This window comes from Streptomyces sp. NPDC049585 (assembly GCF_040675615.1).
GTDB lineage: Bacteria > Actinomycetota > Actinomycetes > Streptomycetales > Streptomycetaceae > Streptomyces > Streptomyces luteosporeus.
Genome location: NZ_JBFAPE010000016.1, coordinates 31657 through 45457, shown reverse-complemented (window position 1 = coordinate 45457; position 13801 = coordinate 31657). Strand labels below are relative to the sequence as shown.

At 74.4% G+C, this 13801-nt stretch carries 14 protein-coding genes; 5 read left to right on the top strand and 9 right to left on the bottom strand.

What is annotated here, in order from left to right; translation table 11 throughout:
* The first annotated feature begins 1 nt into the window (after nucleotide 1).
* Together AB0K17_RS18110 and AB0K17_RS18105 are read left to right on the top strand one after the other, a co-directional pair.
* Complete coding sequence (locus AB0K17_RS18110) at nucleotides 2–1165, top strand: hypothetical protein (protein WP_365983528.1); 1164 nt, start codon at nucleotides 2–4, stop codon at nucleotides 1163–1165.
* Between the two features lie 45 nt (nucleotides 1166–1210).
* Nucleotides 1211–1393 (top strand): hypothetical protein, encoded by a 183-nt coding sequence (locus tag AB0K17_RS18105; RefSeq protein WP_365965779.1) that lies wholly within the window; start codon nucleotides 1211–1213, stop codon nucleotides 1391–1393.
* 40 nt (nucleotides 1394–1433) lie between these two features.
* On the opposite strand, the gene AB0K17_RS18100 is transcribed toward AB0K17_RS18105, so the two are convergent.
* Nucleotides 1434–2474, bottom strand: a complete 1041-nt coding sequence (locus tag AB0K17_RS18100; RefSeq protein ID WP_365983527.1) for a polyprenyl synthetase family protein — start codon at nucleotides 2472–2474, stop codon at nucleotides 1434–1436.
* Nucleotides 2471–3511, bottom strand: coding sequence for a tetratricopeptide repeat protein (locus tag AB0K17_RS18095; protein WP_365965777.1), 1041 nt, complete (start codon nucleotides 3509–3511; stop codon nucleotides 2471–2473). The genes AB0K17_RS18100 and AB0K17_RS18095 overlap by 4 nt, the downstream gene beginning before the upstream one ends.
* Before the next feature lie 293 nt (nucleotides 3512–3804).
* On the opposite strand from AB0K17_RS18095, the gene AB0K17_RS18090 reads away from it, so the two are divergent.
* Entirely contained in the window at nucleotides 3805–5424 is a 1620-nt protein-coding gene (locus AB0K17_RS18090; RefSeq protein WP_365983526.1) for a phospholipase D-like domain-containing protein, read from the top strand.
* A gap of 174 nt (nucleotides 5425–5598) precedes the next feature.
* Entirely contained in the window at nucleotides 5599–6537 is a 939-nt protein-coding gene (locus AB0K17_RS18085; RefSeq protein WP_365965775.1) for a serine hydrolase, read from the top strand.
* 9 nt (nucleotides 6538–6546) lie between these two features.
* On the opposite strand, the gene AB0K17_RS18080 is transcribed toward AB0K17_RS18085, so the two are convergent.
* The 3 genes from AB0K17_RS18080 to AB0K17_RS18070 all read right to left on the bottom strand — a co-directional run bounded on the left by AB0K17_RS18080 (nucleotide 6547) and on the right by AB0K17_RS18070 (nucleotide 10174).
* On the bottom strand, nucleotides 6547–7485 hold the full coding sequence (locus tag AB0K17_RS18080) for an alpha/beta hydrolase (RefSeq protein ID WP_365965774.1): 939 nt from the start codon (nucleotides 7483–7485) through the stop codon (nucleotides 6547–6549).
* Between the two features lie 113 nt (nucleotides 7486–7598).
* Nucleotides 7599–8891, bottom strand: coding sequence for a wax ester/triacylglycerol synthase domain-containing protein (locus tag AB0K17_RS18075; RefSeq protein WP_365965773.1), 1293 nt, complete (start codon nucleotides 8889–8891; stop codon nucleotides 7599–7601).
* Nucleotides 8892–8929: 38 nt separating this feature from the next.
* Nucleotides 8930–10174 carry a glycosyltransferase gene (locus AB0K17_RS18070; protein ID WP_365965772.1) on the bottom strand — a complete coding sequence of 415 codons (1245 nt, stop codon included), beginning with the start codon at nucleotides 10172–10174 and terminating at the stop codon, nucleotides 8930–8932.
* 191 nt (nucleotides 10175–10365) lie between these two features.
* Here AB0K17_RS18070 and AB0K17_RS18065 point away from each other — a divergent pair, with 191 nt between their 5' ends.
* Complete coding sequence (locus tag AB0K17_RS18065) at nucleotides 10366–11553, top strand: aminotransferase class V-fold PLP-dependent enzyme (protein WP_365983525.1); 1188 nt, start codon at nucleotides 10366–10368, stop codon at nucleotides 11551–11553.
* On the opposite strand, the gene AB0K17_RS18060 is transcribed toward AB0K17_RS18065, so the two are convergent.
* The 4 genes from AB0K17_RS18060 to AB0K17_RS18045 form a co-directional block, all read right to left on the bottom strand.
* Nucleotides 11541–11783 (bottom strand): hypothetical protein, encoded by a 243-nt coding sequence (locus AB0K17_RS18060; RefSeq protein ID WP_344438819.1) that lies wholly within the window; start codon nucleotides 11781–11783, stop codon nucleotides 11541–11543. The genes AB0K17_RS18065 and AB0K17_RS18060 overlap by 13 nt on opposite strands.
* Nucleotides 11784–11801: 18 nt before the next feature.
* The gene (locus AB0K17_RS18055; protein ID WP_365965770.1) at nucleotides 11802–12089 is read right to left on the bottom strand and encodes a hypothetical protein; all 288 of its coding nucleotides are present in this window, start codon (nucleotides 12087–12089) and stop codon (nucleotides 11802–11804) included.
* A gap of 107 nt (nucleotides 12090–12196) precedes the next feature.
* Entirely contained in the window at nucleotides 12197–12508 is a 312-nt protein-coding gene (locus tag AB0K17_RS18050) for a hypothetical protein (protein WP_365965769.1), read from the bottom strand.
* Between the two features lie 108 nt (nucleotides 12509–12616).
* Nucleotides 12617–13801, bottom strand: a complete 1185-nt coding sequence (locus AB0K17_RS18045; protein WP_365983524.1) for an amidohydrolase family protein — start codon at nucleotides 13799–13801, stop codon at nucleotides 12617–12619.

Sequence of the window (13801 nt, the reverse complement as noted above, 5' to 3'; positions counted from 1 at the left end):
CATGGCGCCCCCTGCCGGGACGGTGCCGGTCCCCGGGGAGTTCCTGCGCCACCACGACCGGCTGCTGCGGCCGGAGCTCGAGGCATGGGCCGAGGACCTGTGCCGGGAACTCGAGGAGCTCAAGCCCGCTTCCGCCTCGACCCCGGGCCGGCTCGACGCCGTGTCGGCCTGCATGAACAAGGCGAGCTTCGTCATCGCCGCCACCGGTGACATGGCGCAGGCCATGCGCCTGTGCGAGTTCCAGCTCGCCTGGGTCGCCCACCGCGCCCGGGACTGCTCCGACGCCGGGATCCTCGGTCACGCCGTTCAACCGTGGATCAACATCGGCCGGCTGCACGCCCTGTGCGGCGACATCGACAGGGCGCTTGCGCACTTCCGCCTCGCCGAGTGCCTCTCCCGCCGGCGGACCGCCGTGCTGGGCCCCTGCCGCATTGCCGCGGAATCCTGGCCCGCCGTGACGGGCGCCGGACCCGACCTGCCGGGCGTCCTGTGGAACGTGTACGCGCTGGAGAGCATCAAGGCGTACCTGACCCCTCCCCGCTGCGCGGAACTGCCCGCGGTGATCTCCTCCCTGCGGCGGGCCGTTCCCGAGCGGTGGCACGGATTCATCACCGAAGGCGAGATCCTCGGGCTCCTGCAGCAAGGCGAAGCGCGGCAGGCCCTTGCCCGGGCCGGTCGCGCGGACCCCTCCTCGGCCTACGACGAGGCGGCCTTCCGCCTCCACGAGGTCACGGGCCTGATCCTGTCGCAAGAGCGCACGGCGGCATTCGACCGGGCGCTCGCGGCCGTGGCGTTCCTGACGAACGTCGAGCCGCGCCGCCCCAAGGACGCCCCCACGCTGCTGCGGCAGCTCAGGAGACTCGGCGTGCTCATGGAACACCTGGAGCAACCGCGCTACGCGCTGGCCGCATGTCTGCGAGGGCTGGACATCTGCGCCGTCCACGACGACCAGCCCCTGCGCTTCGCCTTCCTGACCACGGCCTTGCGCCTGGCTCCCGCCCATCCCTCGGCCGGCGCGTGGGAGCGGGAGCACCGTCGCCTGACCGACCACTGCTGGTACGCGGACGTGCGGCGCCGCAGCCCACGCCGCGCTCTGCCCCGTGCCCCGTTCCGCGCGCTCGGCGCAGCCGTCGAGGCGGCCGCGACGGCGGGCGGCGGCGCCTGACGTCACCATCCTGGACGCACCAGCCTCCCGGAAGAAGGGAACGAGATGTCGCCATCGCTCTCCGAGGTCCTGGCCGGGCTCACGCCCGACGATGTGGAAATCGACGACTCCGGCCGGGTCGTGATCAAGAACCGGGAACTCGCCCGGCAGGTACAGGAGCTGTCGGCAGCCGCGACCCCACTGGTCGACAACAGCAACTGCAACCACGGCTGCCGGGGACAAGGCTAGGAACCCGCCGGCGGGCCACGACCGCCGCCGGCGGCACCCCCTACACTCGCCGGTCCGTCAAGTGATCGGCCAGTTCCAGCAATTCCCGCCGTGCCTCCGGTGCGAGCGGCGCCGCCTCCAACCGCGAGCGCGCCGAGGCGGCCCGTTCGCGGGCCAGTGCCAGGGCCGCGGCGCGGCCGCCCGCCTCCTCCACCAGGTGCGCCGCCCGCCGGGCCGCCTCCGCGTCCAGGGGCGCGCCCAGCAGGGCCCCCAGCCGGCGGCCCGCCTCACCGCCCGCTGCCAGCGCCGCCAGGACCGGCAGCGTCTTCTTGCCCCGCCGCAGGTCGGCGTGGACCGGCTTGCCCGTGTGCGCCGGGTCCCCCCAGATACCGAGGACGTCGTCCACGGCCTGGAAGGCGGTGCCCAGATCCCTTCCCGCGGCGGCGAGGGCGTCGGTGACCGCCCCCGGCGCGCCGGCCAGCACCGGGCCGAGGGTCAGGGCGCACGCCAACAGGGCGCCCGTCTTGGCCGCCGCCATCGCCTCGTACGCGACGGCCGTGACCGCCGCCGGGCCCGTCCAGGGGCGGGTCTCGAACAGCAGGTCCTCCGCCTGGCCGTGGACCAGCGAGCGCATCGCCCCGGCCAGCAGCCCGAGGGCCTGCGCGCTGTGCGGGCCGGCGGAGCCGGCCAGCTTCTCCACCGCGAGCGCGAAGAGGGCGTCGCCGGCCAGCACCGCCGGCCCCGTGCCGTACTCCTTCCACGCGCTGGCGCGGTGCCGGCGCCGTTCGTCGCCGTCCATGATGTCGTCGTGCAGCAGCGAGAAGGTGTGCACGAGCTCCACGGCGACGGCCGCGGCCACGGCGTGCTCGCGCGGGGCGCCCACCGCCTCGGCGCCCAGAACGGCCAGGGCCTGGCGCACGCCCTTGCCCCCGCCGCCGGCGGCGGGCGTGCCGTCGGCCTCGCACCAGCCGAGGGAGAAGGAGGCCATGCGGTGCGGCCAGGGGTGCAGGCTCGCCACGGCCTCCCGCAGCGCGGGTTCCACCAGGGTGCGGCAGCGCGCGAGGACCTGCTGCGCCCCGACGACGGGGGGTGCGGTCGTCATCGCCGGGCCCCCGCCGTCGCCGGGTCCAGCTCCGCGCGCGCCGTGGCGACCATCTCCCGCACGTGCCGCAGCCCCGTCCCCTCCAGCGACTGTTCCAGCGCGTCGAGCGCGGCGGCCGTGCGGGCGGGGTCCTCCCCGAGCCGGGCGCGGGACTTGACGAGCCCGAGCGTCGCCAGGGCGGTGCCGCGCGGCTCGGCCATCTCCCGGAACTCCGCCAGCGCCTCCTCGTAGACGGCGCGCGCCTCCTCGTACCGGCCGGCGCGGAAGAGGACGTTGCCGCGCATCTTGTGGTTGTAGGCGAGCGCGCCCGCCAGGCGCATGCGGCGGCAGCCCGCCTCGGCCTGCGACAGCAGCTCCAGGGCCCGCCGGGTCTGCCCGCGCAGGGACAGCACGTCGGCGATGCCGCGCAGCGCCCAGGCGTGCCCGCGGGTGTCGTCGGCGGCCAGGGCTATGGAGGCCGCCTCCTCGAACATCTCCAGCGCCTTGTCGTGGGCGCCGGTGTTGCGGTGCATCTGCGCGATGCCCTCCAGGGCCCACACGGTGTGCCGGGCCTCGCCGCGCCGTCTCGCCTCGGCGAGCAGCTTCTCGTGCAGGTCGGCCACGGCCGCGTAGTCGCCCTGGATACGGCCGGTCTCGGCCAGGCCGGCCAGTGAGTAGCCGCGCGCGACGACGTCGCCGCCCCGCTCGGCCAGGTCGGCGGCCAGGGCGAGGAGCCGGCGGGCGAGGGCGAGCCGGCCGCGCTGCCGGGCGAGCGTGCCACCACTCCAGACGGCCCAGGCCATGGCGCCCTCGTCGCCGGCCCGCCGCGCGGCCCGGTAGCTGGCCCGCCAGGCCCGGTCCGCCTCCTCGATGCGGCCCAGGCGCCTGGCGGCCTCGGCGGCGGCGAGGCCGGCGTGGGCCGACTCCAGGTCGCTGCCGGCCGCTTCGGCCTCGCGCAGCTGCTCGGTGGCCGTGCGCAGGACCTCCTCGATGGAGGAGTTGACCGAGAGCTCGCCGAGGGCTCCGCGGTACTCGGGGGCGAATGCCTTGCCGTACATCTGTTGCCTCTCATCGGGGACGTTCCGGGCGCGCGGGCGGCCTCGCCGGCGCCGCGCCGCCGTCGATCTCGAAAATACGTCCGGCCGGTGGGGGCGGGAGTCAGCCCCTGAGGCGGTCCTGGCGTACCTCTGAGGGCGGGTGGGGAGGGGGCGTGTCATACGTGAGGTGGACGCGGGGCGGAAGAGCACGGCTTTGCTGAAGTTGATCTTCCGTTTACTCTTCGTTCACGAAGTGATGACCCATCACCGAAGGCCCAACCCCGCCCATGACCTACTTAGTTGAAGGATGCACAGTGCCCCGTCGTCGCCCACCACGCCGTACCCACCGTCTCGCGCGCAGCGCGGCGGCGTCGGCCGTCGTCCTCGCCGTGCTGCCCGCGGCCCCCGCGGTCGCGAGCCCCTCGGCCACCCCGCACCTGGACGCCGTCGAGAAGTCGCTGCGCGAGGTCTCGCCCGGCCTGGAGGGCGAGGTCTGGCAGCGCACCGAGGGCAACCGCCTCGACGCCTCCGCCGCCGACCCGGCCGACTGGCTGCTGCAGACGCCCGGCTGCTGGGGCGACGCCACGTGCACCGAACGCCCGGGCACCAAGCGGCTGCTGGCCAAGATGACGGAGAACATCTCCAAGGCGCGGCGCACCGTGGACATCTCCACCCTCGCGCCCTTCCCCGACGGCGCCTTCCAGGACGCCATAGCCGCCGGCCTGAAGTCGTCGGTCGCCGCCGGCAACAAGCTCAAGGTACGGGTGCTGGTCGGCGCCGCCCCCGTCTACCACATGAACGTCCTGCCCTCGAAGTACCGCGACGACCTCAAGGCCCGCCTCGGCGCCGCCGCCGACAACGTCACGCTCAACGTCGCGTCGATGACCACCTCCAAGACCGGCTTCTCCTGGAACCACTCCAAGCTGCTGGTCGTCGACGGCGCATCGGCCGTCACGGGCGGCATCAACAACTGGAAGGGCGACTACCTGGAGACCGCCCACCCCGTCACCGACGTCGACCTGGCGCTGACCGGCCCGGCCGCGCACTCCGCCGGCCGCTACCTGGACACGCTGTGGGGCTGGACCTGCCGCAACAAGTCCAACATCGCCTCCGTGTGGTTCGCCTCCTCCGGCGGCGACTGCATGCCCGCCATGGAGAAGGAGGCCAACCCCGAGCCCGCCGGCCCCACCGGTGACGTCCCCGTCATCGCCGTCGGCGGCCTCGGCATCGGCATCAAGGACCGCGACACCTCCTCCGCGTACCGGCCGCAGCTGCCCACCGCCCCCGACACCAAGTGCGTCGTCGGCCTGCCCGACCGGACCAACGCCGACCGCGACTACGACACGGTCAACCCCGAGGAGAGCGCCCTGCGCGCCCTGGTGGCCAGCGCCGAGCGGCACATCGAGATCTCCCAGCAGGACCTCAACGCCACCTGCCCGCCCCTGCCGCGCTACGACGTCCGCCTCTACGACACCCTCGCCGCCAAGCTCGCCGCGGGCGTCAAGGTGCGCATCGTCGTCAGCGACCCGGCCAACCGCGGTGCGGTCGGCAGCGGAGGCTACTCCCAGATCAAGTCGCTGTCCGAGATCAGCGACACCCTCAAGGCCCGCCTCGCCAAGGTCACCGGCGACGACGGCAAGGCCCGCGCGGCCATGTGCAGCAACCTGCAGCTGGCCACCTTCCGCAGCTCCCCGAACGCCACGTGGGCCGACGGGCACCCCTACGCCCAGCACCACAAGCTGATCTCCGTCGACAGCTCGGCCTTCTACGTCGGCTCGAAGAACCTCTACCCCTCCTGGCTCCAGGACTTCGGCTACATCGTGGAGAGCCCGCAGGCCGCCAAGCAGCTGGAGAGCAGCCTGCTCGACCAGCAGTGGCGCCACTCCCAGGCCGGCGCGACCATCGACTACGCCAAGGGTGTCTGCAACGGCTGATCGGGCCGCCGCTCTTCCCCTGTGACCTCCTCGCTCATCGGGCACGTGTATTCGACCGCCGATGAACAATCCGACGATCTGCTCGTAGGAGTGAAACGGATTTCGTCTCGTGTGCTGCGAGGTGCCAGCATTTCGCTCGCCTCAACCCGATGAGCGAGGACAACTGGAGATCGCATGCAGCGTTGTGGGGGAATCGCCGTCCAGCGGCTGCGCCGCCTGGCGGTGGCGCTGACGGCCTCGACCGCGGCTGTCACGGCAGCCCTCCCGGCCGCCGGAGCCCGGGCCGCCGGCGAGCCACCGCCACCGACCGTCGGCGCCAAGGGCGCGTACCTGGCCGACGGCGACCAGCCGCTGTTCGGCAAGGCCGCCGACGTACGGCGCCCGATGGCCAGCACCACCAAGGTCATGACCGCGGTCGTGGTCGTCGACGAGCACGTCGCCGACCTCGACCGCGAGGTCACCGTCAAACAGGTCTACCGCGACTGGGTACGCGACCAGCAGGCCAGCACCGCCGACCTGCGCACCGGCGACCGGCTCACCGTACGGCAGCTGCTGTACGCCCTGATGCTGCCCTCCGGCTGCGACGCCGCCTACGCACTGGCCGACACCTTCGGCAGCGGCGCCACGGAAAAGGAACGCACCGCATCCTTCGTCGCCGACATGAACAAAAAAGCGCAGGAACTCGGGCTCGCCGACACCCATTACGATTCCTTCGACGGAAATTCCGGCCCCGCGGGAAACAACTGGACGTCCCCGCACGACCTGGCCGTCCTCGCCGCGCACGCCCTGTCCAGCGACACCTTCGCCACCGTCGTGCGCGCCATGAGCACCCGGCAGCGGGCGCAGAACGTCAACCGCCTCTACACCTGGTACAACACCAACAAGCTGCTCGGCTCCTACGACGGCGTCATCGGCATCAAGACCGGCTCCACGCGCGCCGCAGGCCCCTGCCTGGTCTTCGCCGCCCGCCGCGGCGAGCACACCGTCATCGGCGCCGTCCTCGCCGCCCAGGGCGACCGCTACCGCGACGCCGCGAAGATGCTCGACTACGCCTTCCGCACCACGACCCGCATGACGCTGCGCCACCTGCCCGCCGGCGCCCACGAGGACTGAAGGGCCTTCCTACAGCTCCCGGGCCGGCCGCGGCGAGGGGAGCGTGCCCACCGAGCGGTGCCGGAAGTACTCCACGGGCCGGCAGTACTCCAGCCCGTCCAGGCAGTCGCCGGAATAGAAGCGCAGCAGCAGGTCCACCAGCTCGCCCGGGCACTCCAGGTGCACCAGGTGATCGGCGTTGCGCAGGGTGGTGAAGCGGGCGTCCGCCAGCCGGGCGGCCGCCTGCCGGCCCAGCGCCGGGGTGCTCAGCGGGTCGTGCTCACCGGTCACCACCAGGGCCGGCACCCGCACCGCCGTCCCCCCGGGCAGCGTCGAACGCGCCAGGAGCCGCTCGGAGTTGTCCCGGAACTTGCGCAGGTCTTCGTCGCTCATCTCGTGCAGCGCCCGGTTCAGGCAGCGCACGACCGTGGGCCGGCGCGAGACCGTCACCCGGGGCGAGGTGCACACCATCCCCTCGATCACGCACTGCGCGAACTCGCTGCGCCGGCCCTCCTCCGCCAGCCGGATGGTCTGCTCGACCGTGGCCCGCACCCGCGGCGTCAGATGGGACATCGTGCCCACCAGCGCCAGGCGTTCGGCCCGCCCCGGGTGCGCCCGCGCCCACTCGTAGGCCACGGCCGTCCCGTAGGAGGTGCCCAGGACGTTGACGGGGGACGGCGCGACCTTCTCCAGCAGCTGGTCGAGGGCCTCGGCGAGGAAGTCGAAGCCGTAGTGCGCCGGCAGCCGGTCCGCCCCGCCCCAGCCCGGCAGGTCGACGGTGATCACGCTCGCCGCCTCCCGGCAGCCCTGCTCCAGCCGCCCCCACGCGTTCTGGTACTGGAACGCCCCGCCGACGAAGACGATGGGGGCGAGCCTGGCCCCGGGCTGGTGGACGACCCGGCCGCTGTACGCGTAACCGTCGAGGGTGAGCGGGATGACCTCTTCCAAGAGTGCGGTACGCGTCGGCACGGCCGGTCTCCGTTCGTGGGGGGTTTCACCAGGGGAACGAGAGCCGCGGCGTGACGTTACTGCCCGCCTGCCCGCCCGCCGCGGGCCCCCGCGGCCGGGCCCCGGCGGCCTGTTCAGGGGCACAGCGCGAGGATCTCCTGGCCGATCAGCGCGGGCAGCCGCTCCGCGATGCGGCGGTGGCCCTGGTCACTGACCACGGTCAGCGTGGCACCGCCGTCGTGCAGGCTCATCGTCACGGCCACCGGATGCCCGGGGCTCAGCGACGGCAGCGCGGCGATCCCGGTCAGCCGGGCCCGCCCCAGTCCGAGCGGGCCCGCGTGGGTGGCGAGGCTGGAACACAGCAGCGAGGAATACAGGCAGGAGTCGGCGTACCGACCGAGCGCCTCGCCCACGGCGCCGTAGCGGTGCGGCCGCGAGGCCACCAGCAACGCCTGGGCCCGCGCCCGGCGCTTGAGCCCCGCCCGCCGCGTGAAGGCGTCCACCGCCGCGAGCCGCCGCAGTGGGCTGCCCGTCATCGGCAGCGGCACCCTGACCGCGGCGTAGTGGTTGCCCAACGGCGCCGGCCCGCCGGGGGAGCGCACGTCCACGGGCACCATCGCGCACACGCCCGGCAGCCGCAGCCGCCCGGTCACCCCCGCCGCCTGCAGCGCGCCGGCCGTCGCCGCCAGAAAGACGGCGTTGGCCGAGGCCCGCCCCGACGGCAGCGCCTCCCGGGCCGCACCCAGATCCGCCGCCGGCACCCGGCACCAGGACACCACGCGCCGGGAGTCCACCGGCCCGTGGAACGGCAGCGGCCGCGCCCGGGGCACCAGGTCGGCCAGCGCCCGCGCCACCGCGAACCGCCCCGGGCCGCCGGGCGCCGGGCCCGGCAGACTGCGCTGCCCGGGCACCCCGGTCGGCTGGTCCAGCAGCGCCCGCACCAGCGTCACCATGGACATTCCGTCCAACAGGGCGTGGTGACAGCACAACAGCAACGCGAAACCGCCCGCAGCCGGCAGCAGGTGCAGCCGCCACGCCGGCCGGTCCCGGCCCATCGGCTGGGCCAGCAGGTGCCCGGCCACGCCCGCGAGGCCGCCCGGCGGACCCTCGGTGACGTGCCACTCGGGGTCGAAGGCCGCGGCCGGCGTCCACCACGGCCACGTACGGGGATCCCCCCGGTCCGGCCCGGCCACCAGGCGCAGCCGCTCGTAGGCGCCCCAGCGGGCCGCCACCAGCTCGCGCAGCTCGCCGAGCCGGGGCGCCGGGCCCTCGAACCAGGCCAGCAGCCCGGCGGTCATGCACACCGCCCCGCTGCTCTGGTGCCGGTGCAGCCAGGCGTCCAGCGGTGGCATCGAGAACCCGGCGGGCTGCTCGGTGTCCGCCGGCAGGACCGGGGAAGGGGCGGGCGGGGGGAAGGGAAGTCTCACTACGGGCTCCTCGACGTTCCACGACGTGCCGGCCGGGGTCAACAGGTGGCCTCCGCGACCGCCCGGGACACCGCGCCGGCGCCGTCCTCCAGGCCCAGCCGGGCGGCCAGTTCCGTGGCCCGGCGGGCGAAGCGCGGCTCGGCCGTCACCCGGTGCAGCGCGCCGGCCAGCCGGTCCGCCGTCAGCCCGGAGAACGGCAGCACCCCCGGGCTCACCCCGAGCCGCACCAGCCGCTCGGCCCACCACGGCTGGTCGGTGAAGACCGGCACCGGAACCGCCGGCACACCCGCGCGCAGACCGGCGGCGGTCGTCCCGGCGCCGGCGTGGTGGACGACCGCCGCCATGCGCGGCAGCAGCCAGCCGTGCGGCATCGCCCCGACCGTGATGACGTCGTCGCTGACCACCGACAGGCCCGCCCAGCCGGACTGCACCACGCCCCGCACGCCCGCCTTCCGCAGCGCCCGGGCGGTGATCTCGGCAAGCCGCTCGGGATCGCCCGGCATCATGCTGCCGAAGCCCACGAACACCGGCGGCGGCCCCGCCGCCAGGAAGTCGTCGACCAGCCCCGGCGGCTGCCAGCCCGCGCACTCGTGCGGCCACCAGTAGCCGGCGACGTGCAGCCCGGGCCGCCAGTCCGCCGGGCGCGGCAGCACCGTGGGGCTGAAACCGTGCCAGATCGGCCAGCGAGACCGCTCCCGCTCCGCCCGCAGCCGGTGCACGCTGCGGTGGGCGAGCCCCAGCCGCGCGTGCAGGCTGCGGTTGGCCGCGGCATACAGCGCGTCCAGCACCCCGTTGGCGCAGCGGCCGCGCAGCCGGTTCGTCCGGCCCGGCGACCGCCATGCCGTCGTGCACGGCGAGAACGCCGCGGTGGGCGTGTCCGGCTGCAGGAACACGCCCATGCTCGGGATCTGGTGGTACTGCGCCACCACCCGCCCCAGCGGCGCCACCAGGGCCGACAGCAGCACCAGGTCGGCCTTGAGGTCCACCGCGGCCAGCACGCCCTCCACCAGCGCCAGCGCCGCCCGCTCGGTGGCCCGCGCGAACCGCGCCAGGGCCAACGGCGAACGACCGCCCCCGCGCAGCCGGTTGTGGGCGCCCAGCAGCTCCTCGAAGGGATCCCCGGGCAGCGGGCGCATCCGCAGCCCGCAGCAGGCCACCGTCTCCTCGAACCGCTCGTGCGCCACGATCTCCACGTCGTGGCCCTCGGCGAAGAGCCGGTGCCCCAGGCCGGTGTACGGAGCGACGGAACCCGTGGTGCCCGCTGTGATGATCTGGATGCGCATCTGTCCGGCCCTCCTGCCGCCTGTCCTGTCAACGACACGGCTCCGGCACGGATACGCACCCGTCGCAGACGGTCCCTTCGTCCGAGGTCAGGGGGCTGGTCACCGGGGCGGTTCCCGTGATGGAGTCGGACTGCCGGCCGACCGTTGCGCCATGAGAGTCGCGCCAGGAGAGCTGCGATGAGAGGGGACCCATGGACATTGCCGCACTGCGCCGCGACACCCCGGGCTGCGCCCACCGCGTGCACCTGAACAACGCCGGTGCCGCCCTGCCGACCCGCGCCACCCTCGACGCCGTGACCGGCCACCTCGAACTCGAGGCGCGCATCGGCGGCTACGAGGCCGCCGCCGAACGCGAGGCCGACATCCGCGCGGTGCCCGCCCTCGTCGCCGAACTCCTCGGCGGCCGCCCCGACGAGGTGGCACTGTTCGACAACGCCACCCACGCCTGGCAGGCCGCCTTCTACGCCCTGCCCCTGCGCCCGGGCGACCGCATCCTGACCGGCCGTTCGGAGTACGGCAGCAATGTGCTGGCCTATGTGCACGCCGCCCGGCGCACCGGTGCCGAGATCGTGGTCGTGCCCGACGACGAACACGGCCAGCTCGACACCGCCGCCCTGGCCGAACTCATCGACGAGCGCACCGCCCTGGTCGGGGTGAGCCATGTGCCCACCAGCGGCGGGCTGGTCAACCCCGTCGCCGAGATCGGCCGGATCACCCGCCGGGCCGGGGTGCCGTTCCTGCTGGACGCCACCCAGTCGGTCGGCCAGTTCCCCGTCGACGTCGCCGAGATCGGCTGCGACATGCTGTGCGCCACCGGCCGCAAATTCCTGCGCGGCCCGCGGGGCACGGGCCTGCTGTGGGTGCGCGAGGAGATGCTCGAACGCCTGGAGCCGCACGTCAGCGAGACCGCGTCCGCCCGCTGGGACGGCGCCGACGGCTATGCCTGGCGCTCCGGGGCCCGCCGCTTCGCGACGTGGGAGATGAACTACGCGGCCGTCCTCGGTCTGGGCAGCGCCGTGCGTCAGGCCCTCGACCTCGGTCTGCCGGTGATCGGCGACCGGGCCGTCGCCCTGGGCGCCGCCCTGCGCGAGCGGATCGACGCCATTCCCGGGGCCCGCACCCACGACCTGGGACGCGACCGCTGCGCCATCGTCACCGCCGCCGTCGAGGGCGTTCCGGCGGAGGAGGTCAAGGCCGAACTGGCCCGCCACGGCATCAACGTGACCGTCACGGTGCCCGAGCAGTCGCAGTTCGACACCGAAGTGCGCGGCGTGCACCCGCTGGTGCGCCTCTCGCCGCACTACTACAACACCGAGGAGGAGCTGGACCGCGCCGCCGAGGTCCTCGCCGGCCTGGCGCGACGGCCTCAGCCGAGGTAGTCGATCTGGTAGATGTGCAGCGTCCTGGTCTGGTGCCCGAGGTAGAGGACGAGGAAGACGTCGTCGAGCACCAGCATCCGCATGATGCCGTCGTCCTCGCCGTACGGGACGGTGGACGCGAGGGGGTCCGCGCAGGCGGCGGCGAGGACGCCGCTGAGGTGCTCGCTCACCGGTGCGGGCAGGCAGTCCCAGACGGCCGCTATCGTCGCATCGTATTTCAGCGCGTACACGCGGCCCAGACTGTCAGCTCAGGCCGTCCCGCGGGCGCGAACGAGGGCGGCGTCCCGCTGCACCTTCTGGGTGATGTCGATCCACTCGCCGGGCACCTGGCCGCCCGCCGCCTCCAGCGCGGCGTCCCGCCGGCCGCGCTCGACGGCGGCGAGGGTGCGCTCGGCGATGCCCTGCCACTTCGCGAGGACGGCGGCCGTCTCGCGGGCCGGGGCGCGGCCCAGTTCGAGGGCGAAGCGCCGGCACAGATCGGGGCAGCCGAGGACCTCGTGGATGCGGTCGGTGCTCCAGACCACTGGGCTGCCCATGCGTCCTCCCCGCGTCGGCGGCTCGACCGCCCAGAGTAGCGAAGACCGGCGGGAGGGGAGGGGGAACGCGCATCCGGCGGGTGACGGCCGAACGGGTGACGCACCGCTCAGTGCAGGAAGAGCACGCTGTGGAAGGACTCCAGGCGGTAGAAGCCGACCGGGAAGTACGCGGCGGCGCCCTGGCAGTCCGGGGTGTCGAACAGGTAGGCGTTGCGGTCGGTCTCGTTGCCCACGATGCCCCGGGCCTCGCCGACGGCGTAGCAGCGCCCGTCGACCGGGTCGGTGATGTCGTGCGCCTCCGCCCCCTGCCGGGTGAAGTACGTGAACGTCCCGGTGGCCGCCCGGGCGTCGCACGGTGTGCTCAGCACCAGCGCCGCGGCCAGCGCGCAGACGAGGGGGCCCGGGATCGGATGTCGCATCGGTCGCAGTGCCCTTCGTCGCCCTCGCCGCCTCCACCCCCTGCGGGCGGCGGCCCGGCCGCGACGGTACCGGCGCGGGGCAGGGGCTGGGCCGTTCGGCGGGGGCCTTCACCCGGACGGCTCAGTGCGGGGTGGTTGCGGCCGGTGCGGCCGGGATGCGGTGCTGCCCAGGCGGTAGACGCGGCGGGCGTTGTCCGCCGCGACCATCGCCGCCACCCGCCCGGCGTCCGCCGCCGACCAGGCGCCCTCGGCCACCCAGTCGCCGAGCAGCCGGGACAGGGCCCGGCGGAAGAGCTCGGCACCCACCACGTACAGCTCGGGCAGGCCGTAGGCGTCCGTGGAGAACAGCAGTTTGCCGAACGGGGTGAGCTCCAGCATCTCCGCCAGTACCGCGTGGGCCCGGGCGCCGGTGTGACTCAGGGCCAGCCCCATGTCGGCGTACACGTGGGGGAAGACGCTCGCCAGGTAGGCGGCACCGCGGTGGTAGGGGTAGCAGTGCAGCAGCACCACGGTGGCGCCGGTGGGGCGCACGGCGCGCACGAAGTCCGTCAGCAGCAGGGGGTCGCTGCGGTGCAGCGTCAGGTCGGGGTCGCCGAAGCCGGTGTGCACCTGCAGGGGCAGCGCGGTGTCGGCCGCCGACCACAGCAGGTGGCGCAGCAGGACCGGGTCCGTGAGACGCTCGCCCGGTGCTCGGGTCAGCAGCCACTGGTCGGCGGCGGTGCGCACCTGTGCCGGGCGCGGGCGGTCCGGAGGCAGGTCGAGGCCGTGACGGTAGGCGGCGACCGACTTGAAGCCCACCGCGTGGCGGGCGGCGTCGGTGACGGCGGTGGCGAGGGCGTCCAGGAAGGCCCCGGGCCCGTCGGCGGTGTCGGCGGCGCGCTCGGCCAGCGGTTCGAGGCGGACGACCTCGTGCCAGGTGGCTCCGCCGCCTGCGGCGGCCAGCTCGCGGGGGCCGGTCAGGTCGCCGGGGATGCCGGTGTCCACGAGGTACTCGGCGATGCCGGTGGCCCCCAGCAGCCGCCGCGCGGCCTCGGCGGCGCCCAGTTCCCGTCGGCGTTCGAGGTAGTGGCCCGGGGTGCAGTGCGCTTCCAGCCCGAGCAGCGGCGGGCACCAGCGGCGTACGGCGAAGCCGAGCTGGGTGTCGAAGAAGGAGGTGCCCGTCGCGGGAGGTGCGTCGGACTCGGTGAGGTACGCCGCGAAGTCGGCGGCCGCCAGCTCCCGGCGGTCGATCCCGTGGCAGTGCTGGTCGACCAGGGGCGGAATGGCGAGATCGGTGACCGCGGTGCCGGGCAT